The organism is Neobacillus sp. FW104-15D2, from assembly GCF_058790155.1.
The window spans coordinates 18,156-38,624 of record NZ_JBYTCJ010000010.1; the positions used below are offsets into that span (position 1 = coordinate 18,156).

Consider the following 20,469-nt stretch of genomic DNA (forward strand, 5'->3'; position numbering starts at 1 on the left):
CCACATGAATCATTTTTAATATGTTGATAATTATACATATTAATGGATTATTATACAAACAATAAATGATGAAAAATAAAAAAAATATTCACTTTGCTTTTTTATTATGTTACTAGGCTCTTTCTTTAGCCTTTTAACCTTAAGAGCGCCGGTTTTTATTCCACATCCTTTTGCTGTTAAAACATAAATATTCATCAAGCTGTATAAAGTGCAAAAAATCCTTGATATTAAGAAACATTAGGTAATTGTATGAAGACTATTATTGTTATACTTAGGATGCAGTCGTTAGGTTACCCCTGTTTTGATATAAAAAATTTTTTTCTCCAGCCCATAATCAGGGCTAAAAATAAAGTTTATAAGTGTTATAATTGTTGATAAATATACTAAATTAGAAATATTGGTACTGAACATGATGAATGATGAGTTTTTTTATGAGGATAATCGTTTTACCCAGATAAAACGGCGAATTTTTATGATTTTACTGCCACTTTTTGTCTTAGGCTTCAGCTTTATTCTTTATCTTTTATCAAGCGAAAGCGCGCTGGATACTATTAATGTCATTACCTTTTCCATTTTGTGCATTGGCTTGTCTATTGCCTACTTTTTTCTTTTACTAAAAAAAATAAGGTTCCGCTACATTGAACTTGCCACGAGTACCATCGGGATCTCCGTTTTCCTGCTTAGAATGTATAGGGCAATTCTGTTTACGTTGGGTACAGACGATTATTTAAACAATTTAGGAACGGTTACTTACTGGGCTTCTCTTGTCTTTCTTATTCTTTTTTTTACATTCAGGGGAAATAAAGCCCTTATTATTTCACTGATTATTTATTCTTTAATATTGGCTCCAGGTTTGTACCATTTCTTGTTTAGTCCTTATAGAACAGAGGATACACTGGATACACTTATACAATTTTATATATCCTCAATCGGAACGATTGTCATGCTTTACTATTTGCAAAAAATTATCGAGATCTATTTACAGGCAGAAAGTGCCCACCAAAGTGCCAATACGGATTATTTAACCAAGCTGCCGAATCGAAGAAATATGGACCTGCTGTTAAATGAGCAAATTGCAGCTTCAAGAGCAAATTCGTTTCCTCTTACGATATCCCTTTTCGATGTCGACTATTTTAAAAAGGTTAACGATACATACGGACATGATGTTGGGGACTCTGTCTTAGTTGAACTATCCGATTTGTTAACCGCTTATATCGGCCAGAAGTTTGATGTAGGACGCTGGGGCGGTGAAGAGTTTCTTCTGGTTTGTCCAGGTAAAAATCTAATAGAGATTCATGAGTATGGGGAAAATATAAGAAAAGTAATTGAGGAGCATCCCTTTAGGTTTGTGGGTAAATTAACCTGCAGCTTCGGTGTCGCGGAATTGCTCAGTGGAGACCTGGCAAAGGAGTTATTAAAAAGAGCTGATCAAGCTCTTTACCAGGCAAAAGAAAGCGGAAAAAATCAAATCATTGCAAAAGCAAACTAAAACTCCGGCAGAACCGGAGTTTTAGACTGTAGAGGGGGCCTGTTGATTTCTGTTCCCAGGCACTCGCTTTCCGCGGGGCGGGCGCTGAGCCTCCTCGGCACAAACGCCTGCGGGGTCTCACCTGTCCCGCTAATCCCGCAGGAGTCTCGTGCCCTCCACTCCAATCAAACTGGGTTTAGAAAGTTGGGTGGCAGAAGAACCGAGCTTATAGATATTTCCAATTCAAATAGATCAGCTTGAAATGATTAACATGTGCGGTCTACTTCCGTTTACTATGTCATTAATGAAAGAGAAATCAATGGCTGATTCCATCTTACCTACCAAATGGTCCTGAGAAACAAACAAGTCTAAATTGATCCGGTTATCCTCATTAAACTTACCTTTACTTTCAATCTTCTATTTGCATGCGTTGGACAACTTTGCGGGGACTTAAAAAATTTTCGATGAATGCGTTTCTTACTTTCGCTGCACTGAATTTAAATAGATGGTCAACTAGACATGGCGGGGTTCGAAAAAAAAGCATTCCGTACCCCCTTTTATCGACAAAATAAAACTCCGGCAGGACCGGAGTTTTTTTAGTTTATTTCGATCTCAAGCTGTCTTGTGACAGCGCCTAATACCTTTTTTTCCACGTATTTTGGCGTATAGCTGTAAAAATGGCTGAGCCGGAGGTTTTCAAATCCCTCTAGAGCGTTAATGGTATTTTCAATATATTGGACTTGATGTGAGGACGAAGCTGATGCATATTCCTTATCGGGAAGCTGCATGATATATTTTCCCTCTTTTAATACATCCTTTGGAATTCCTTTTACAGCAAGACGGTTCAGCTTTCTGTTTACTTTCCATAGTGATATTCCTTCAATCTTTTGGTATGTATTTAATCTTTGTTCGAGGTTTTCATGAAGGGTAGTCTTAAGCTGCTCCAACTTATTTACCCTTTTTTCTAACTGCTTTGAAAAAAATAAAGCCACCCGGTTTTCTCCTGTGTCTTGGCTTTTTATTGTTTTCTGCCACTTTTCTTTTTTCTCTAGTAACATCGTGCTGCTTCCTCCAATTCTCATATTCACAAAAACATTCGAGCCCCTCAGTTGTTTTCTGGGTGCCTTTCAATGGTACTTTATGGACAAAATGAGTGAACTGCCGCTCCCTTTTGACTATTGAACTGGCAAGCCTCCTCTCGTACTCACTCCGGGTCTTGCCAGGCCGTTTTTCCGGGTAAGTACCACAACGACATCTCCTGCAAAAAAAGACTGCTCCTTCAGGGATTTATTCCCCGACAGAACAGTCTATATGGTACATTTAAGCTCGACTCAAACTTCTCTTCTTTGTACGTTCTTTCATTTCAGAAATGGCGAAAGAACTGCCAAACCATAAAATAAATCCTGATATAATACTAAACATCCAGTTTCCGCTTGCCTGGAGAACCAGAAGAACTGTGGCCACACACACAATCCCTCCGATCATTCCAAAAACGGAACCCTTCGCAATATTTGCTGCTTTTTTAGAACCAGAGGAAATGCCCATCATTAAAACGGCTGTGAGCATTACTGCCGGAAAGGCTGCGAAGATACCGCCAAGTATTTTCCATGGCGAGATAACGGTTACGAGATAGCTTAAAGCTACTGCTGAACCTCCCAATAAAAATCGAAGTAATAAATCATGTTTTTTCATGCTGTCCACCTTTGCTTTCTTAATTGGATGTAATCATTACAACAACCATAGATACAACAAACCAGCATACTATTGCCTCTGTCAAACCGCGCTTCCATCCCTGACGAGGCAGCAGGTAACCCGTTAAAATCGCGATAACAATATTTATAGCCATTCAAAATATGGCTCCCTTTGACAACAGAATCGAATGAGAAATAAGTTCTTGTCCATGAAAATCCAGACCGTTTGTTAAGAGTGCTGCCAAATATACGGCAGGAAAAGCGGCAAAAATTCCACCTGCCCTATCTCCCAGCTTACGTGAAATTAAGGTTGAAGCAAGTACAGCTGTTCCTCCAAGAAGAAATCTGATCAATAAAGCACCCAAAGACAATCCACTCATTTTTGTTCGCCTCTCTCTGAATATAAGAAAACTATATTATGATGAATAAACCTAAGTTTGTGAAAGTAGTCACAAACCTTGCTACAGTCTCTATTTTAACGCAGAAACCGATAATTCCTTGTGAACATTTTATTAATATTTTCGAAGCGTTTACATTCCGGGCAAGGAGTATATAGGTTGAAAAACTAGCAAATAAGAACATCTATCAATTTTCTTTATTTTTCATTTTAAATCTCAATGAAACTTTTAACCTTGTGCCTACACCCTTTTACTATTTTTCACCCTTTTAGTACCTAGGGGTTGCAAAAAAAGCGTGGGCGGGTCTGAAAGCGGGTCTCATTCGGACAGACATGGTAAATATTTATGGACTCTGTATTTTCCTTCATTCATTTTTAGTACAATAGTCCGAAATAGGAAAAGAAATGAATTATATCCCAATTTATGGGTAAATTATTTTAAGTGTGAATTTCTTATAAAAGACAACAGGGGGTACTGCAATGGAAAATCAAAACTCCGATAATCAAAAATATTTGTGGGCGGATGTTGTAAAATCAGTAAAAAAATTGGACCCCAAAAAGCTGGAAATCGTGAAGTCTACTTTACCAATTATCCAGGAACATGGTGAAACGATTACAAAGCATTTTTATCAAAGACTGTTTAAGAACCACCCAGAATTGAAGAATATTTTTAACATGACACACCAAAAAACAGGTCACCAGCCCAAGGCACTTGCGAATGCCGTTTATGGTGCGGCAGCCAATATTGAGGATATGAGTGCAATTATGCCAGTACTTGAGAGAATCGGGCAAAAGCATCGCAGCCTCCAAATCAAGCCTGAACAGTATCCAATCGTTGGAGAGAACCTGCTGGGTGCAATAAAAGAAGTTCTTGGCGATGCGGCAACTGATGAAATAATCGATGCCTGGGCAGATGCTTACGGTATTATCTCCGATGTATTTATCCGAATGGAGGACAAGCTGTACAAATATGCAGCAACTCAGCCTGGTGGATGGGCTGGCTTTAAGGATTTTATTGTTGCCAATAAAATTCCGGAGAGCGATGTAATCACTTCCTTCTATTTAAGACCAAAGGATGGCCAGGAACTTCCGCGTTATACTCCCGGCCAATACATTACCATTAAACTTGATGTTGAACAGGAAGAATATACTCACCTGAGACAGTATAGCCTCTCTGACCGTCCAGGACAGGATTATTATCGGATCAGTGTTAAGCGGGAGGATGCCCCAACAGAAGAACTTCCGCCTGGCGTGGTTTCAACCGATTTGCATAAGCTAATCAATGAGGGAGATATCCTCCCAATCACTTCGCCTGCCGGAGATTTTTATTTGGATATGAATAGCACCCGTCCGGTTGTACTTCTAAGCGGAGGTGTCGGACTTACTCCGATGATGGCTATGCTGAATACGATTGTTGAAGAGCAGCCAGAAAGACAGGTTACGTTTATACACGCCTCGCTTAACGGGAAAGTACATGCTTTTAAGGACCATGTACGCGAAATGGCAGAGCAGCATGAAAATGTGAAGTCCTATGTAATTTATGAAAAGCCGACTGAAGAGGACAAGGCAGCTAAAAATTATGATAAGGATGGCTATATTACGCTTGAGTGGATGAAGGAAACACTAAATTCAAATGACGCTCAATACTATTTCTGTGGACCTCCACCGTTTATGAAAGCCGTTAATTCTTTTCTTAAAGGCTTCGGCGTTCCTGAAGAGGACATTCATTATGAGTTCTTTGGATCCTTTGGTGATTTGGAAGGTTAAAATCCATATGAATAAAGCTCCCGCAGCAACGGGAGCTTTATTTATTATGTATTTTTTTAATACTTTTCGACCGTTCCCACTTACTTTTATTTAAAATAATCCCACTTATAATCAATGCTTAAGATACCGGCAATCTCAGGAAGAGGTCCCCTGTCCTTTTTCACAGCCATTTCAGGCTTTCGGAAGCATGCCATTTTTTCAAAATATCCGAATTTCCGGCAGACTTCAGGCCGTGCTGAATAAATACCGCATTTATCATTTTCAAGGTCATAAAAAATGCAGGTCCCAAAATGCCGATTTTGATTGGCAAGCTCCTCTCTAATCTTGGAGGGCATTGACTTTACTTTTTTCTTTATCTTTATAAGTTCTTGTTTGGTCACAGCGACAGGACCGCAGCAGAGCCCTCTGCATCCCAGGCAAGGCAACATTTCCAAAAATTTCTCCCCTTTTCCCTTATTTCAAACTTTCGAAAACCTCTTCCCAATTTAGTGGCCTGGCAAGCCGGTTTTCCACCTGCGTTAACGGTTCAAATCCAAATCGTGAATATAAGGTATGGGCATCCTGCGTAGCTAGCATAAAGTTTGTTCCCTTCAACCTTGGATGGCTGACAATAGTCTCGATTAGCCATTTACTTAATCCTATTCCCCTGTATTCCGGGAGGACAAAGACATCCCCATGCCAAGAAAATCTCACCAAATCGGAAACAACTCTTGCAAAACCTGCCTGTTTTCCCTGACCCTCCTCTGGATTCCCCTCATAAATGCCGTAGCAAAGAGTAGAATTTCTAATAAGTTCATTAATTATTTCCATTGTAACGCCCTTATCCCACCAATAGGCCTCATTCTTTAAATAATGGTGTATGGCAGATGGATCTAAAAACTCTTTATTATTACTGATATAAAAGCCATCTTCCTTTATCCATAATCCATTTTCTACAGCATCCATTTGATTTCCTCCTTTTTCTCCAACTTAACGATTCAGCTAAATTTGCTCGTTGATATCAATTCTGGTGCTTGCCGACGCGTGCGGGATCCCTTCAACCTTAAGTGCCTAACCTTCGAGGTCACCTTAGTCCTGACGGTGAAGTAAAAGGAACAATTTCATGTTAGAACCTTCAACGCATGGGAAGTGCTAGTGCCGGCGCTGCCTCAGGACATGCGATTTTAGCCGGCCAGTGCTTTGCCGGAGCTGAACAAGCCGCTTCCGCTCTTCTCTCCTCGTAACCTTCGCTCCTGAAGGGTATCCCATAACCCGCTGACCTTTCATATCCATTCCAAGCAACATTGTCAAAATTAAAATGAGCTTTTACATACCCATTTTAAAAAATAAATCTTTACTTGTCTCCATTTATGTCATTACTTTGAACTAACTTGATATATTTTTTAAATATAGTAGGATAGTAAAATAATAGAAAGCCAGGAAAGAAGGACTTAAAAAATGACATACAAAATGGTCGTACTCGATTTAGATGATACCTTACTCCTAGATGACCTTACGATTTCTTCCAGAACCAAAAATGCTTTGTTTGCTGCACAGGAAGCAGGCGTGAAAGTGGTCCTTGCATCTGGACGGCCAGATTTTGCGATGCATCCTATCGCAGAAGAACTAAGGCTGAAGGATTTTGGGAGTTTTATTATTACTTTCAATGGAGCAAAAATTATTGACTGCAAAACCAATATTGAGATTTTTAGCAGCGTGTTAACTCCTGAAACCGCTCATAGACTTTACGATATCAGCCAGCGCGAAGGCATTCTTATTCAATCCTACTTAGGGGATGAAATTATTACAGAAACACCTAACCGATTTACCAATATTGAGGAAGAAATTACAGGGATGAACATTAAATTGGTAGACAGCTTTAAAGAAGCCATTAATGAACCAGTCGTAAAAGCACTTATGCTTGCTGAACCTGAAAGACTTGCTGAAGTGGAGAAAAAGCTGCAGAAGGAGTTAGACGGAGAAATCAGCACCATGAGGTCCAAGCCTTATTTCCTTGAATTTACGAATCTTGGAGTAACCAAAGCGACAAGCGTGGAACATTTGATACAAAAGCTTGGAATTAAGCGTGAAGAAGTGATTGCCATGGGTGACAGCTATAATGACCTGGCCATGATTGAATTTGCGGGACTCGGTGTTGCAATGGGTAATGCGCCTGACGATATAAAAGCTAAAGCAGACTTTGTGACAGATACCAATATGAATGATGGTGTCGCCAAGGTCGTAGAGAATTTTATCCTAAATAAAATAATTTTCAACAACTAACAAATAGCACAAAAGGCATCGATTTTCCTCGGTGCCTTTTCTTTTATCCCATTGAGTCTAATATTAATGAAGCAAACAGCCCCAATGCGGTAAAAAGTCCTGTAATAGAGCCCCCCTCTTCATAAGCTTCGGGCATCATTGTAGAGCCAACCATTGCAATAATTCCTCCGCCTGCGAATGAAGCAATGACTGCCATTACCGTATCCGGAGCGTGATCAAGAAAAACAAAACCAGCCCATGAGCATATAGAAGATATAGCGAGAACCGTAAGCCAGAGTGACAGAACCGTTTTCCTGCAAAATCCCCCTTTTAGTAAACCAGTAGTACTTGATAGGCCCTCGGGAATATTTGAGATAAAAATAGCAATAACCAGCAGCCAGCTAATCCGGTGCGTTTCCACAAAGGTAGCACCTATCATGATGGATTCAGGGATGGCGTCTAAAACAGTACCAGCAAAAATGGCCATTCCGGATCCTTTATACCTTCTTTGACTGTCAGAACGTTTCCTGTTAAGGGCACCTCTTTTTGAAATTTGCAAGTCAAGCAATGTAAAAACGCCTGCCCCCAATAAAAACCCTAGCCCTGTTGCCTTGATCCCTCCGCTATGTACAGCTTCCCAAAGCAAATCATATGTAGCTGCACCAATAAGGACCCCTGTACCAAAAGCCATAATAAGACCTATTATTTTCTTTTTTATAGGAAAAAACATTGCCGCCAAGGCACCGAACAAAACGGCAGATCCGGAAACGGCACCCCATAAAGCGGCTGTCCACATAAAACAACCTCCTTTTTTATTTACAGTTTTTCCTTAACGTTGAAAAAGACTCTTGTTTATTCAAAAAAAAAACAGGCAATGCTGCCTGTTGACCAAAAATTATTTTGGCTCATGGTAATTTAATGCCTGTTCACTATCCAAATAACCCTTAGTTGTCGGGTCCTGAACAATTCCCAGCATAGATAAAATAACAAAAATAGCATTCACCAGTGTAAGAACCCACTCTTTAACCGATTCTGTTAATTGAAAATCGGTAACACCCATCATGTGAAGGCCTGTCAGCAGCAATTCTAATACAATCATCAGCTGGGAAATAAAACCGATTACCCAGCCTCTGTTTTTCAACCGGACCTTCCAGTTAATCATCCTTATCCCCCCGTTATAATGGCTTTTTTATATACTATGTTTAAAATTCTGCAGGTTGTCCGCCCTTGTCCCTAACAGCGAAATTTTTTCTATCTATAAGTAATTTAATAATTCATATTGTCTTTTTTTTATAAAAATCCTTATAATATAACGCAGAAACATTTTGTATCATTCCGCACTTGCGATAAAAGTCAGGAGATTTTTATGAGTAAATTAGAATATATAAAGGATGCCGCTATTCAATTTTGGAAAAGAAGGCATCTGACGCAAATATTACTGCTTATTTTGCTTACAGTTATTTTGTTAACCATTCTCTATTTCGCATGGCTTGCCAGCAGAACAAATGTCGAGTCACTAAAAGATGGGCTGAGCCAGTCCACAACCATATATGATAAAGACGGAGATGTGGCAAGTGAGCTTCAGCCTAATCGTCTTAAAGGTATTTCAATTCAGGATGTTCCTAAATATGTACCGGAAGCGGTCGTTTCAATTGAGGATGAACGTTTCTATCAGCATGGCGGTTTCGATATTAGAGGTATTGCGCGTGCCTTCTTTGGAAACCTTTTAGCTGGTGGTGTAACAGGAGGCGGCAGTACCTTAACCCAGCAGCTGACGAAAAACGCCCTGCTTTCCCCTGAAAGAACTTATAAACGGAAAGCAGAAGAATTATTTCTGGCTGTTAAGCTGGAAAAGGTTTATACAAAAGATGAAATTCTACAAATGTACTTAAACCAGGTTTATTTTGGCTCAGGTGCCTGGGGAATTGGGCAGGCATCCCAAAAATATTTTGCCAAGGATATACGGGATATTTCCATAAGTGAAGCTGCTATGCTCGCGGGACTTGTACAGGCACCGACAGCCCTCGACCCTTATAATCATTACGACAGGGCGATGAAGCGGCGAAATGTGGTACTCGGTAAAATGAAGGAACTTGGATATATTAGCTCCGCTCAATATAAACGGGCGATTAATGAAGAAATCCGCCTGCATGATGGCGGAGGAACAAAAGCGGAAAGAAATTACCCTTATTATTTAGATGCCGTATTGGATGAGGCAATCAATAAATACGGACTTACCCAAGAAGAAATTTTTACGAGGGGCTACCGTATTTATACAGAGATGGACCAAAATATTCAGTCCGGACTTGAGAAGGTTTATAGCCGCCGCAATTTATTCCCTCGCGGACCAAATGGGGCACTCGTTCAAAGTGGTTCCGTTCTGATGGACCCATCAACAGGAGGAGTACGTGCCGTAGTGGGCGGCCGTGGCGAGCATGTTTTCAGGGGCTTTAATAGAGCTACTCACTTAAAGGCACAGCCAGGATCAACAATGAAGCCGCTAGCCGTTTATACACCTGCTTTGGAGGAAGGCTATGATGCAACCTCCATGCTTCAGGATAAGTCAACTTCCTTTGGTAACTACAAGCCGGAGAATTTCTCAAGGACATATTCCGGTGAAGTGCCAATGTATAAAGCAGTTGAAGAATCTTTAAATATCCCAGCTGTTTGGCTATTAAATAAGATTGGCCTAAATAAGGGAATTGAATCGGCAGAAAAATTCGGAATTCCTGTTAAGAAAGTAGATAAGAACCTGGCTCTTGCGCTTGGCGGCATGTACAACGGCGTATCTCCTCTTCAAATGGCAAATGCCTTCTCGGCTTTTCCAAATGGCGGAAAACGCGAGGACAGCCATTTTATTACGAAGATTGTTGGACCAACTGGCAATATTCTTGCTGAGCATGAACCCGAGACAACGAAAGTTACTTCTAAATCAGTGGCTAACGAAATGACCTCCATGTTAATGAACGTTGTTGAAACCGGAACAGGACGAAGAGCACACATCCCAGGGTATGATATTGCTGGTAAAACAGGCTCTACTCAGCTTCCGTATAAGGATATTAATGGAACAAAGGACCAATGGATGGTTGGATATACACCTAATCTCGTAGGAGCTATCTGGATTGGCTTTGACCAGACTGATCGTACGCATTACCTTCCAAATAACAGTTCAGGGAATGTTGTCCCTATTTTCAGAGCCATGATGGATGAATCACTTCCTTATATTAAAAAGGAAAAATTCGAAGTGGAATCGGTTAACACCCAGCTCGCTAATAAAGGACAAACAGCTGAAGAAGCCAGAAAGGCATTTCAGAAAAAAGCGGATCAAATCCGAAAAGAGTTAGAGGACAATGCCGGCAAATTAGGCAAAAAACTAAAAGAGGAAGCACCAAAATGGAAACAGGAGCTCGATAATGGGATGCAGGGACTTGGCAGGACCATTGATGATATTATTAGAAAAGTTCAAGGACAATAGCCATACAAAAAGCTGTGCGGAAACCCGCACAGCTTTTTCAACTTTTCTTGGCAACCCCGTCTACAAAGACAGATTCCTTGAGCAGGGTCCGTTGATAACCATTATTTTAATACCCACTTTTCAATGGCGAAGGCTACTCCGTCTTCATTGTTAGTTTTTGTCACAAAATCAGCTTCAGCCTTGACTGCTTCCTGGGCATTTCCCATAGCAACCCCCAGTCCTGCTTCTTTAATCATAGCCATGTCATTTAAACTGTCCCCTACTGCCATTACATGCTCGAGCCCGATGCCGAGCTTTTCGCATACCGTCTGAAGGCCCCTTGCTTTGTTTACTCCAAGTGCATTTACTTCTATATTAATAGGACTAGAATTGCTTATTTCAAACAATCCTTTGTCCTGAAGTTCTTTCAATATCAATTCCCGCACATGAGCATCCTCAATATTAAAACCAAATTTCAGCCATTCACCTGCCAGAATATCCTCTGGCATACTATCATTCCAGACCTTATCTACACCAGTAGCCCAAAACTTTGTCCCATGCTTTTGAGAAAGCTCCCACATCCACTGCACGAGATCGGATTGTACAGAATTTCGTTCGACTAGTTCTCCGTTCTGATCCCAAATCTCACTTCCATTCACCGTTACTAAAAAGGATGAAAGCTGCAGGGATTTCGCATGCTCCCTGGATGTCAAAATAGATCTCCCTGTACTTAATACAACATAAATCCCTTTTTCCTGTGCCTCTTTGATTGCTCTGCGGTTGCCTTCTGAAATCTCATCGCTGCTGTTCAAAAGGGTTCCGTCCATATCAAGTGCCACTAATTTTATATCAATCTCTTTTTGCTTATTTTCCAAGATTATGATCCCCTTTTTTACTATTTAATAGTATTAAAATATCCATATACCGTTTAATCAAAACATAGGACAAAAAATGGTTTAATAAAGAAAAACCGGGATTAGCCCGGTTTTTAGATTCAGATTAACTCACATCGTGCTAAGTGGGCAAATTGGCTCCTGCTCCATGATTATCTGCTGAAGTTCCTGTAAAGCAGCATGGAGTCTTTTTAAAAAGTTCTGGGAGCTGCTCCGCTTCTGCTTCTCTTAATGGTGGTGATGATGGTCCTTTGATGGATTGGTAATCACAAATTCTTCTTTTGGCACAAAGAAATACTGGAGCCAAACTCCGTCAAGAAATTCTTCTTTTTTATCTAAAAGGATATCGATATCCTTATCCGTTTTCACAATTTCATCGTTTTCAGTCGGAGTATCTAATCTAATATCATAATGGGCGTGATCGCCATGCATATGTGTCACATATACGCGAATCATCTTTCCCTCTGCTTCTGGCCTGGCAAGCATTTCTTTTAAAACCTTTGCAGCATTTTTGTTGATTTTGCACTTCATGTTAAGTCCTCCATTCGATTTTTTCATTCCCATTATGCCATATCTTATTAAAAAACACTAAAATATTCAATTTGTGGGTATTTTTATTATTTCGATAAAACGAAATTCCCCCCAAAAGAACCTTGACAATGTTTTATGTCAAATAAAAAGACTTCCTTTTACAAAGAAATTCCACTAAAGGTTCATAAATCCTTACTAATTTTGTCACAATTAAACCTTATTTTATATGTTATTATCATAAGCGTAGTGTTTTCTTCATACTCTCATGCGATTGTGATCACCAGTTCCGCTTGATATTGTGAAGATTTTCACAACAATATTAGAATAATCATTCAATTCATTATTTAACAATTAACTTTTTATTTAGAGAGGAGCTGACAGAATGAAATCCAAGAAAGGGTTCTTGATTTCGTTCATGGCGCTGATCCCTATGCTGTTTCTGAGCGGCTGTGACACACACATGGTCGTTTTTGAACCAAAGGGGCCTGCTGCCAGAGAAATACTTGGTTTAATTAACTGGTCGCTTGTACTTATGCTGCTGGTTGTAGTAGTCGTGTTTGGCCTTTTTGGATATATTGTCTGGAAATATCGTGACAGGCCGGAAAGGAAGGATTACGAGCCTCCTGAAGAGCACGGCAGTACTGCTCTTGAAATTACATGGACTGTTATCCCTATTCTGATCGTTATTGCCCTTACTATTCCAACGGTTAAATCTATTTATAATTTGGAGAAAGTACCAAAGGGTTACGAAAATAAGAAGCCAATTACAATTAATGTTACTTCCGCTGACTGGAAGTGGATTTTCAGTTATCCTGAACAAGGAATTGAGACTGTAAACTATGTAAATATTCCAGCTGGAACGCCAGTTAAATTCAAGCTGACTTCTGCCGGTACCATGCAATCCTTCTGGGTTCCTGCACTTGGCGGACAAAAGTACACTATGAATAAAATGGAAACTCAGCTTTATCTGACAGCTGATAAACCAGGCGAATTTTTAGGACGTAACACAAACTTTAACGGCCGAGGCTATGCTGATATGGAATTTACTGTTGAAGCCAAGTCTCCACAAGCGTTTAAAAAATGGGTAGACGAAGTTAAGAATACTGCTCCAAAACTTTCTGAAAAGAAGTATGAGAGCCTTTTAAATCCTACTCACCTTGGCAGATTGACTTTTAACGGAACACATCTTGCATGGGTTGACCATGGAAAAATGGATTCAAAAACATATTTGAACCCTGAAAAATACCGAGTACACGGTTATCAGGGACAAATTTTTAAAGATGAAGAAACTAGCAAAAAGAATGATAAAAAAGATGAAGCAATGAATATGGATGGCCATTCAATGGACGGTATGGACATGAACGGCCAGAAAGACGGAGGTGGTCAATAATGGGCATTCTACTGGGCAGCATTCAATGGAATGAGATCTTAATGGGCGGCGACCCACTTATTGTTGGTTCCCAAATCGCCATTGGCCTTACAATGCTTGGTATTCTTGCCGGCCTGACTTTTTTTAAAAAATGGTCATGGCTTTGGCGTGAATGGCTGACAACTGTCGACCATAAACGAATTGGTATTATGTACATTCTAGCTGGTGTACTTATGTTTTTCCGCGGAGGTATGGACGGAATTTTAATGAAGGTCCAAACTTTGACACCGGAAGAGAAATTTTTAAATGCGCAGCACTATAATGAAATTTTCACTACTCACGGTGTTATCATGATTCTTTTCATGGCAATGCCCTTCCTAATTGGTTTAATGAACGTTGTTATTCCGCTTCAAATCGGAGCTCGTGACGTTGCGTTTCCACAGCTGAATGCTTTAAGCTTCTGGCTGTTCTTTGTTGGAGCAATGTTGTTTAATATTTCCTTTGTTATCGGCGGATCACCTGATGCAGGATGGACGGCTTACTTCCCTCTTGCGGGTAAGGAATTCAGCCCGGGCATCGGTAATAACTATTACGCAGTTGCCATTCAGATTGCCGGTATCGGTACCCTGATGACAGGTATTAACTTTATTGTTACGATCTTAAAAATGCGTGCCAAAGGCATGACATTATTGAAAATGCCAATGTTCTCTTGGACTTCCCTAATTACGTCTATTATTATCGTAGCTGCTTTCCCTATCTTTACAGTAGCTCTTGCATTAATGACCTTTGACCGTATTTTCGGAACTCACTTCTTTACAATAAGCGGCGGCGGTATGGACATGATGTGGGTTAACCTCTTCTGGTTATGGGGACACCCTGAGGTTTATATCGTTGTTCTGCCTGCATTCGGTATGTTCTCGGAGGTTATAGCAACCTTCTCGAGAAAGTCATTGTTCGGTTATAAATCAATGGTTGGTTCCATCGTAGGTATTGCATTTTTGAGTATGCTTGTTTGGGTCCACCACTTCTTCACTATGGGTGCAGGACCAGCAGTTAACTCTATTTTCTCGATTACAACTATGATGATTGCTATCCCTACCGGTGTTAAGATGTTTAACTGGCTCTTTACTATGAGAAAAGGACGTATTCAATTTACAACTGCTATGCTTTGGGCACTTGCATTCGTTCCGAACTTTGTTATCGGCGGTGTAACAGGTGTCATGCTGGCAATGGGTGCAGCTGACTATCAGTATCATAATACCCTGTTCCTTGTTGCTCACTTCCACTATGTACTTATTCCTGGCGTCGTATTTGCGGTATTTGCAGGATTATACTACTGGTGGCCAAAAATGTTCGGCCATATGCTGAACGAAAAGCTTGGAAAGATCCATTTCTGGTTCTTTGTTATCGGCTTTAACTTAACCTTTATGCCAATGTTCTTCCTTGGTTTAAAAGGTGCAGTAAGACGTTCTTACACTTTCTCTGTCGAATCTGGTTTCGCTCCATTGTTCCTTGTTTCCGGTATTGGTGCGTTTATACTTGCGATCGGCTTTGGTGCCTTCTGCTACAACATTTACTGGAGTGCACGTTATGCAGACCGCAATATCTCAAATGACCCATGGGATGCAAGGACTTTAGAATGGGCTACAGCAACACCAGTACAGCACTACAACTTTGCAAAAGTTCCAGAAGTTAAATCTTTAGATGCTTTCTGGCACATGAAGAAAAATAAGGTAAGCCTCGATATCAGCGAGGATGAACTTGAAGAAATCCATATGCCAAGCAATTCTGGTCAGCCTATTATTATGGCATCCATTATTGGTGTAGCCGGCTTCTTCCTTGTTTTTGAATGGAAAATTGCAGCTCTTATTGCCGCTGTAGGTATTCTTGTTGGTTTGATCGTTCGTTCGTTTGATTACAAGGATGGCTATCATGTCCACATCGATGAAATTAAGAAAACTGAAAGCAAATGGCGTAAGGTAACTAAAGGGGTGAATAATAATGTCGGCTAATGTGAATACTTCCCTGCCGTTAGAATATCAGACAGAGCAAAGCAGGCTGAATATTCTTGGCTTCTGGATTTTCCTTGGAGCCGAAATCGTCCTGTTCGCCACTCTGTTTGCAACGTATTCAGTTTTAAAAGCAAGATATGCTGGAGGTCCTACTCCAAATGATCTTTTTGAGATAAAAGGGATTTTGACAGAAACAATTTTACTTTTAACTAGTTCTTTCACTTGCGGTCTCGCAATCTTTGAAATGCGCCGCAATAATAGAAATGGATTGGTTGCCTGGATGATCATTACCCTATTGCTGGGTGCTGGTTTCGTCTTCATGGAGATCACTGAGTTTATTAATTATGTACATGAAGGTGCTACTATGCAAACCAGCGCGTTCCTTTCAAGCTTCTTTGTATTGCTTGGAACGCATGGTCTCCACGTTAGTATGGGTATTGGCTGGGCAACAATGATTATTATCCAGCTAATGAGAAAAGGACTAACACCAATCACTGCCCGTAAGACCTTTATTATCGGGCTTTACTGGCACTTCCTTGACGTTGTCTGGATCTTTATCTTCACATTCGTATACTTGGCAAGGATGGTGGGTTAATATGCATAATCACTCAAAAGGTTTTCCGTTGACTCACGTTCTTGGTTTTATCGCATCACTTGTTTTAACATTCGTTGCACTAGGAGTGGCATTGCATACTTCCCTGTCATATAAAGCAATTATCTGGATCATCGGCTCTCTAGCTGTGGTCCAGGCTCTCCTTCAGCTTTATATGTTCATGCACATGAACGAAAGCGAAGAAAACCGTGCAACAAATACCATCAATATTTACTTTGCAATTTTTATGGCAATTATACTCGTGGCAGGCTCTGTCTGGGTAATGTCATTTGGGATGTAATATATATGGGAACAGCCCGCTCAGCAATGAGCGGGCTGTTTTTGTTTTATCTTAGGGCTTATAAATTTATTAAAGACAAACTGATTCATTATTTAAGGGGAAATGTCTCCAATAAGCCTCCTTGATGACAAGTCCATGTATTTTTCAAGGCTAATTGTCTTTAATACGCTTATTTTGGGCAGCAATGAAACCAAAACGTGAATCGCCTTCCCTCTTAAGGACAAACTCAATCATTATTTAAGGGAGAATGTCTCCAATAAGACTCCTTGAGGTAAAGTCCATGCAAATTTCAAGAGAAAATATCTTTAATAAATTCCCTCCAACATTATTTCTTCTCCTCCTGCTTAAACAGATCTGCAGGCATCTGGATAATGGAATTAGAACCCCCGCTTACATATGGCTGGGTCCCGTTCCACTTTTTAATCCAATTATCCTGGATTATCGCTGGCGTCATGGATTTTGTCAGTAATTCATTGGCCTTCGCCTGGGCATCCGCACGGATTCTCGTCTGCTCCGCATCGGCTAGGGCGTTAACAATGGCTACATTCTTTTTACCCTCTGCCTCTATTTTTGCATTTATCGCTTCCTGTTCTTTGTTCTTTTGTTCCCGTTTTAAAAATTCCTGTTTGTTCTGGGCATCCGAAATTGCCTGGAGCGATACAAGTGTTTGTTTATCTGGACGCACATCGGAAAGCGAGAAGTTTTCAATAATTATGCCATCTGGCTTCAAGCGTTTGATAAGGAGTTCCTGCATCTCCTTTGTCACTTCTCCCCGCTTTTCAGCATAAACCCCAAGCACCGAATAATGAGTTGAGACCTCCTGCATGACTGTTTTAATTTGTGTTTTTAAATAGCCTGCCTGGATTTCCTCTTGTGTCATCCGCCTGAATTTAGTAAAGATATGCGGCAGTTTAGCCGATTGCATTTTATAAGAATAAACGACATCGACATTAACAGACTTTCCGTCAATGGTATTAATATTGAACGAATCATTATTTGATGACCCTTCAGTATGGGCTTTAGTGAGATAAACTGTTTCTGTGGAAACTGGATATTGTGTCACTTCCTCCCATGGCCACACCAATTTCATTCCCTGGCCAAGTACTTTATCCTTAATTCCTCCATTTAAGCTGTACACCACACCTTTATAGCCAGGTTCAATCTTCACTGTTAAAGTAAAAAAGCCGATGACAGCAATTAAAATGATCAGGAAAGCAGCAACTATAGTAATAATTTTTCTCTTATTGTTCTGGAATAGAGGTACAACGTTGTTTCCCCCGCGATTATTAGCCATTTCCATTCCCCCAGATTCCAAGTTGTAAAAGCAGCCACTAAAATGGGCAGCCGCGAATATGCTTTATCATACGAAGATTCTGGGCGAATGTTGCTTCTTCTATTTGAATTTTTCAATAATAAAAGGTTCTGTTATTCTTGAGTGCTGACTTTCGCTCTTGGCGCTCGCTTTCCGCTCTGATCTACAAAGTAAAAATCACAATATGCCTAATGAAAAAGTCCAGGGACCACTGATCCCGGGACTTAAAGCTACTTATAAGATAAGGCTTTCTCTGACAAAAACTTTAACGTTTTTTCCATATCGACATCAGCTTTTAAATGGTTAGGTGTCCATGGAATGTGAATATGAGGCTCAATGCCTTTTCCTGTCATTCCCTGGCCTTTATCAATTCGTGATAGTCGAGATGTCGGGTATAATAGTTCAAACCCTTCCTGCCATTTTTCACTAGTTAAATTGGCATAATCATTTAATCCCATTGTCGCTCTTCCGATTATGGTTACTTTTCTTGACTTTTTGCAGACCTCAACAAAGGAATCCCCTGCACTTCCACACATATAATCTGCCAGTACAACAATAGATTGAGGGAGAATTTTACCTTTAATAAAGGTTTCAGGCATTACATCAGTGAAATCAAATTCGACAAACCCTTTCCCTTTGTTTTTCTCCCATTCTTTTTTGAAAATCTTAAGAATAGACAGTGCTTGCTCATCCTGTATGTTTTCCATTATTGATTCTAGTTCGTTAATCTCCCTTTTTGCATTTGAAAGGGTACAATTAAACAGCATTTTATCTTCTTTGTCAGCAAGCTCCACGCCCTCTGCCGGCATTATATACGGAAGCAGTGGATAGTAGCTGGCGTCACTTCCACCATTATTTACTCGAACATCGATGATCCAGCGTTCTGCTGTTTCAAGGGCTTCCAGATTTTCCGCCATCAATGCTGTAATAGCATCAGGATTCATAAAATCAGTAAAGGTTAAAAGTAATGTTTTCTCATCCAATTCTTTAATTGAGTACTCAGGGATATATGGCGGTTTTTCATAAAAATGAAGTGGTATTTCTTTAATCACTCCGTTTTTATCTTCAATTTCCCCATATTCATAAAGTGAAAGAATTTGTGTCCAGTTTTCCCGTTCTGCATTCTGCTCATTTAGCAAACGGCTGTGACGTTCTTTTAAGTCAGGTATAGAATATCCTCCCAAAGAAATAAAGGACATCCCTCTTTCTATTAACATTTCCACGTCAGAATGCGTAATATACAGACGGTCTTCAAAACGCCGCACCTGAAATCCGCGTGTCTTTTTAGTTTGAGAACTTAAATCCTTAAAGAAAATGTGGAGGTCTTTAAAATCTATTAAATACTCTTTTACTATTTCAAAAAAAGTTTCTCTATTTAGCTGGCCTTTCTCCTTTAATTCTTTTATCTTTTTTAGATAAAATTTCGGATTGTCCCAGCCCTTTTTGTCTATACAACCTGAATAATCGTTATGCATAATATCTACAATATCCATAAAAATAAATTCCATGTTCCCACCCCTATTTGATAAAGTCCTTCAGCTTCATGTTTTCTTCTAAAAGTAATTCCCGGAAGACTTCAGCTGCGAGAATGGTATCCGTGTCATGGCCGCTTTCCGCTGACCAGCACGAGGATAATACAGAATGACAATATCCCCATAGGAAAAGTCTTTTCTTATTCAGTTTTAATTCCCTTGTGAAAACTTCCGCACGGTTTCGTATCATATCTTTTAGGTTCGTTTGGGGCCATTTGTTCAGAAAATATTGAATAAGATCGTATTCCCTTTCTCCTATTAATCCTTTTGGATCAATAACTGTCCAGTCACCAACATTGTTTTTTAAAAGATTATAATGATGAAAATCCCCGTGAAGTAAATATTCTTTGTTTGTCGTTTCAATCATGTATGTAAATAAGGCTGAAGCTTCTTTTATCTGCTTTGCTGAAATGTTACCGAGACCATCTTTATTCTCCCGTGCTATTTTCTTCATAGCCTCTTCTCTCGATTTTATGGATGGCAGATTTGTCCCTAGTGGAACCTCGGTCCAAAGCCGGTCTAATGCCTCGGCAGCCAAAACTACTGCTTTTGAGTCATCCTCCAATTCGGCAAGCATACTTCCGGGAAGTACCCTTTCTAATAGTAAAACTCCTCTTTCCCTATTATAATCAAGCAGTTTCACCATACCTCTCCCCTGGAATAGCTGAAGTGCTTCAAGCTCGGACAAAAACTCCTCCCCTGGCACACAAAGTTTTAAAACTGCTTCCTGTCCGTTGGGTAAAACCGTTCGTGTGACATAGTTATAGGACAAGGAAAAAGGTTCACCTATTGACAGATTCCACTGCTTTTCACAGTATTTGAGAAGGCCGGGAAAAGCATCAATCCACGCTCTTCCTTTTTCACCATGAACGTTAAGAATCGTTTGTTTAAAACGTTCAGTTAGCATGA

General features: G+C 40.0%; 19 protein-coding genes and 1 pseudogene. 8 read left to right on the forward strand and 12 right to left on the reverse strand.

Annotated features, from left to right (window positions below; all coding sequences use genetic code 11):
- The first annotated feature begins 472 nt into the window (after positions 1-472).
- On the forward strand, positions 473-1,489 hold the full coding sequence (locus AC3WR0_RS09795; RefSeq protein ID WP_492552145.1) for a GGDEF domain-containing protein: 1,017 nt from the start codon (positions 473-475) through the stop codon (positions 1,487-1,489).
- A 575-nt stretch (positions 1,490-2,064) separates the two neighbouring features.
- On the opposite strand, the gene AC3WR0_RS09800 is transcribed toward AC3WR0_RS09795, so the two are convergent.
- From AC3WR0_RS09800 to AC3WR0_RS09810, 3 genes and pseudogenes are all read right to left on the reverse strand, one after another.
- Positions 2,065-2,526 carry a hypothetical protein gene (locus AC3WR0_RS09800; RefSeq protein WP_492552146.1) on the reverse strand — a complete coding sequence of 154 codons (462 nt, stop codon included), beginning with the start codon at positions 2,524-2,526 and terminating at the stop codon, positions 2,065-2,067.
- Positions 2,527-2,788: 262 nt separating this feature from the next.
- Positions 2,789-3,160 (reverse strand): DUF3147 family protein, encoded by a 372-nt coding sequence (locus AC3WR0_RS09805; protein WP_492552147.1) that lies wholly within the window; start codon positions 3,158-3,160, stop codon positions 2,789-2,791.
- A 19-nt stretch (positions 3,161-3,179) separates the two neighbouring features.
- Positions 3,180-3,539, reverse strand: a pseudogene (locus tag AC3WR0_RS09810) (DUF3147 family protein).
- A 497-nt stretch (positions 3,540-4,036) separates the two neighbouring features.
- Here AC3WR0_RS09810 and hmpA point away from each other — a divergent pair.
- Positions 4,037-5,323, forward strand: a complete 1,287-nt coding sequence (gene hmpA, locus AC3WR0_RS09815; protein ID WP_492552148.1) for an NO-inducible flavohemoprotein — start codon at positions 4,037-4,039, stop codon at positions 5,321-5,323.
- Between the two features lie 86 nt (positions 5,324-5,409).
- On the opposite strand, the gene AC3WR0_RS09820 is transcribed toward hmpA, so the two are convergent.
- Both AC3WR0_RS09820 and AC3WR0_RS09825 read right to left on the reverse strand, forming a co-directional pair.
- Positions 5,410-5,751: a YkgJ family cysteine cluster protein gene (locus AC3WR0_RS09820; RefSeq protein WP_492552260.1), complete on the reverse strand. Its 342-nt coding sequence runs from the start codon at positions 5,749-5,751 to the stop codon at positions 5,410-5,412.
- 25 nt (positions 5,752-5,776) lie between these two features.
- The gene (locus tag AC3WR0_RS09825; protein WP_492552149.1) at positions 5,777-6,268 is read right to left on the reverse strand and encodes a GNAT family N-acetyltransferase; all 492 of its coding nucleotides are present in this window, start codon (positions 6,266-6,268) and stop codon (positions 5,777-5,779) included.
- Between the two features lie 492 nt (positions 6,269-6,760).
- On the opposite strand from AC3WR0_RS09825, the gene AC3WR0_RS09830 reads away from it, so the two are divergent.
- On the forward strand, positions 6,761-7,585 hold the full coding sequence (locus AC3WR0_RS09830; RefSeq protein WP_492552150.1) for a Cof-type HAD-IIB family hydrolase: 825 nt from the start codon (positions 6,761-6,763) through the stop codon (positions 7,583-7,585).
- 43 nt (positions 7,586-7,628) lie between these two features.
- Here the strand turns inward: AC3WR0_RS09830 and AC3WR0_RS09835 are convergent, their stop codons facing one another.
- Together AC3WR0_RS09835 and AC3WR0_RS09840 are read right to left on the reverse strand one after the other, a co-directional pair.
- On the reverse strand, positions 7,629-8,360 hold the full coding sequence (locus tag AC3WR0_RS09835) for a ZIP family metal transporter (RefSeq protein ID WP_492552151.1): 732 nt from the start codon (positions 8,358-8,360) through the stop codon (positions 7,629-7,631).
- A gap of 99 nt (positions 8,361-8,459) precedes the next feature.
- Entirely contained in the window at positions 8,460-8,726 is a 267-nt protein-coding gene (locus AC3WR0_RS09840; protein ID WP_492552152.1) for a phage holin, read from the reverse strand.
- A gap of 204 nt (positions 8,727-8,930) precedes the next feature.
- Here AC3WR0_RS09840 and AC3WR0_RS09845 point away from each other — a divergent pair, with 204 nt between their 5' ends.
- Positions 8,931-11,039 (forward strand): transglycosylase domain-containing protein, encoded by a 2,109-nt coding sequence (locus AC3WR0_RS09845; protein ID WP_492552153.1) that lies wholly within the window; start codon positions 8,931-8,933, stop codon positions 11,037-11,039.
- A gap of 101 nt (positions 11,040-11,140) precedes the next feature.
- Here the strand turns inward: AC3WR0_RS09845 and AC3WR0_RS09850 are convergent, their stop codons facing one another.
- Both AC3WR0_RS09850 and AC3WR0_RS09855 read right to left on the reverse strand, forming a co-directional pair.
- Complete coding sequence (locus AC3WR0_RS09850) at positions 11,141-11,893, reverse strand: Cof-type HAD-IIB family hydrolase (protein ID WP_027322273.1); 753 nt, start codon at positions 11,891-11,893, stop codon at positions 11,141-11,143.
- 246 nt (positions 11,894-12,139) lie between these two features.
- The gene (locus AC3WR0_RS09855; protein WP_492552154.1) at positions 12,140-12,442 is read right to left on the reverse strand and encodes an iron-sulfur cluster assembly accessory protein; all 303 of its coding nucleotides are present in this window, start codon (positions 12,440-12,442) and stop codon (positions 12,140-12,142) included.
- 382 nt (positions 12,443-12,824) lie between these two features.
- On the opposite strand from AC3WR0_RS09855, the gene qoxA reads away from it, so the two are divergent.
- The 4 genes from qoxA to qoxD are packed head-to-tail and all read left to right on the forward strand — an operon-like array spanning position 12,825 to position 16,716.
- Positions 12,825-13,832, forward strand: a complete 1,008-nt coding sequence (gene qoxA / locus AC3WR0_RS09860; RefSeq protein ID WP_492552155.1) for a cytochrome aa3 quinol oxidase subunit II — start codon at positions 12,825-12,827, stop codon at positions 13,830-13,832.
- Positions 13,832-15,823 carry a cytochrome aa3 quinol oxidase subunit I gene (gene qoxB, locus AC3WR0_RS09865; protein ID WP_492552156.1) on the forward strand — a complete coding sequence of 664 codons (1,992 nt, stop codon included), beginning with the start codon at positions 13,832-13,834 and terminating at the stop codon, positions 15,821-15,823. Before qoxA ends, qoxB begins: the two co-directional genes overlap by 1 nt.
- Positions 15,813-16,418, forward strand: coding sequence for a cytochrome aa3 quinol oxidase subunit III (gene qoxC, locus AC3WR0_RS09870; protein ID WP_492552157.1), 606 nt, complete (start codon positions 15,813-15,815; stop codon positions 16,416-16,418). The genes qoxB and qoxC overlap by 11 nt, the downstream gene beginning before the upstream one ends.
- 1 nt (position 16,419) lies before the next feature.
- On the forward strand, positions 16,420-16,716 hold the full coding sequence (qoxD, locus tag AC3WR0_RS09875) for a cytochrome aa3 quinol oxidase subunit IV (RefSeq protein WP_166029572.1): 297 nt from the start codon (positions 16,420-16,422) through the stop codon (positions 16,714-16,716).
- Positions 16,717-17,041: 325 nt separating this feature from the next.
- On the opposite strand, the gene AC3WR0_RS09880 is transcribed toward qoxD, so the two are convergent.
- The 3 genes from AC3WR0_RS09880 to AC3WR0_RS09890 form a co-directional block, all read right to left on the reverse strand.
- On the reverse strand, positions 17,042-18,010 hold the full coding sequence (locus AC3WR0_RS09880; protein ID WP_492552158.1) for a prohibitin family protein: 969 nt from the start codon (positions 18,008-18,010) through the stop codon (positions 17,042-17,044).
- 248 nt (positions 18,011-18,258) lie between these two features.
- Positions 18,259-19,536, reverse strand: coding sequence for a S41 family peptidase (locus tag AC3WR0_RS09885; protein ID WP_492552159.1), 1,278 nt, complete (start codon positions 19,534-19,536; stop codon positions 18,259-18,261).
- Between the two features lie 10 nt (positions 19,537-19,546).
- The gene (locus tag AC3WR0_RS09890; protein WP_492552160.1) at positions 19,547-20,467 is read right to left on the reverse strand and encodes an aminoglycoside phosphotransferase family protein; all 921 of its coding nucleotides are present in this window, start codon (positions 20,465-20,467) and stop codon (positions 19,547-19,549) included.
- Positions 20,468-20,469 lie beyond the last annotated feature (2 nt).

Excerpts from the sequence above, each read along its gene's own strand:
- AC3WR0_RS09795 (WP_492552145.1), top strand. The coding sequence starts at position 473 with ATGATTTTACTGCCACTTTTTGTCTTAGGCTTCAGCTTTATTCTTTAT.
- AC3WR0_RS09835 (WP_492552151.1), bottom strand. The coding sequence starts at position 8,360 with ATGTGGACAGCCGCTTTATGGGGTGCCGTTTCCGGATCTGCCGTTTTG.
- AC3WR0_RS09890 (WP_492552160.1), bottom strand. The coding sequence starts at position 20,467 with ATGCTAACTGAACGTTTTAAACAAACGATTCTTAACGTTCATGGTGAA.
- qoxC (WP_492552157.1), top strand. The coding sequence starts at position 15,813 with ATGTCGGCTAATGTGAATACTTCCCTGCCGTTAGAATATCAGACAGAG.
- AC3WR0_RS09800 (WP_492552146.1), bottom strand. The coding sequence starts at position 2,526 with ATGTTACTAGAGAAAAAAGAAAAGTGGCAGAAAACAATAAAAAGCCAA.
- AC3WR0_RS09840 (WP_492552152.1), bottom strand. The coding sequence starts at position 8,726 with ATGATTAACTGGAAGGTCCGGTTGAAAAACAGAGGCTGGGTAATCGGT.
- qoxB (WP_492552156.1), top strand. The coding sequence starts at position 13,832 with ATGGGCATTCTACTGGGCAGCATTCAATGGAATGAGATCTTAATGGGC.
- AC3WR0_RS09820 (WP_492552260.1), bottom strand. The coding sequence starts at position 5,751 with ATGTTGCCTTGCCTGGGATGCAGAGGGCTCTGCTGCGGTCCTGTCGCT.
- AC3WR0_RS09825 (WP_492552149.1), bottom strand. The coding sequence starts at position 6,268 with ATGGATGCTGTAGAAAATGGATTATGGATAAAGGAAGATGGCTTTTAT.
- qoxD (WP_166029572.1), top strand. The coding sequence starts at position 16,420 with ATGCATAATCACTCAAAAGGTTTTCCGTTGACTCACGTTCTTGGTTTT.
- AC3WR0_RS09805 (WP_492552147.1), bottom strand. The coding sequence starts at position 3,160 with ATGAAAAAACATGATTTATTACTTCGATTTTTATTGGGAGGTTCAGCA.
- AC3WR0_RS09885 (WP_492552159.1), bottom strand. The coding sequence starts at position 19,536 with ATGGAATTTATTTTTATGGATATTGTAGATATTATGCATAACGATTAT.
- AC3WR0_RS09845 (WP_492552153.1), top strand. The coding sequence starts at position 8,931 with ATGAGTAAATTAGAATATATAAAGGATGCCGCTATTCAATTTTGGAAA.
- AC3WR0_RS09880 (WP_492552158.1), bottom strand. The coding sequence starts at position 18,010 with ATGGCTAATAATCGCGGGGGAAACAACGTTGTACCTCTATTCCAGAAC.
- hmpA (WP_492552148.1), top strand. The coding sequence starts at position 4,037 with ATGGAAAATCAAAACTCCGATAATCAAAAATATTTGTGGGCGGATGTT.
- AC3WR0_RS09830 (WP_492552150.1), top strand. The coding sequence starts at position 6,761 with ATGACATACAAAATGGTCGTACTCGATTTAGATGATACCTTACTCCTA.
- AC3WR0_RS09855 (WP_492552154.1), bottom strand. The coding sequence starts at position 12,442 with ATGAAGTGCAAAATCAACAAAAATGCTGCAAAGGTTTTAAAAGAAATG.
- qoxA (WP_492552155.1), top strand. The coding sequence starts at position 12,825 with ATGAAATCCAAGAAAGGGTTCTTGATTTCGTTCATGGCGCTGATCCCT.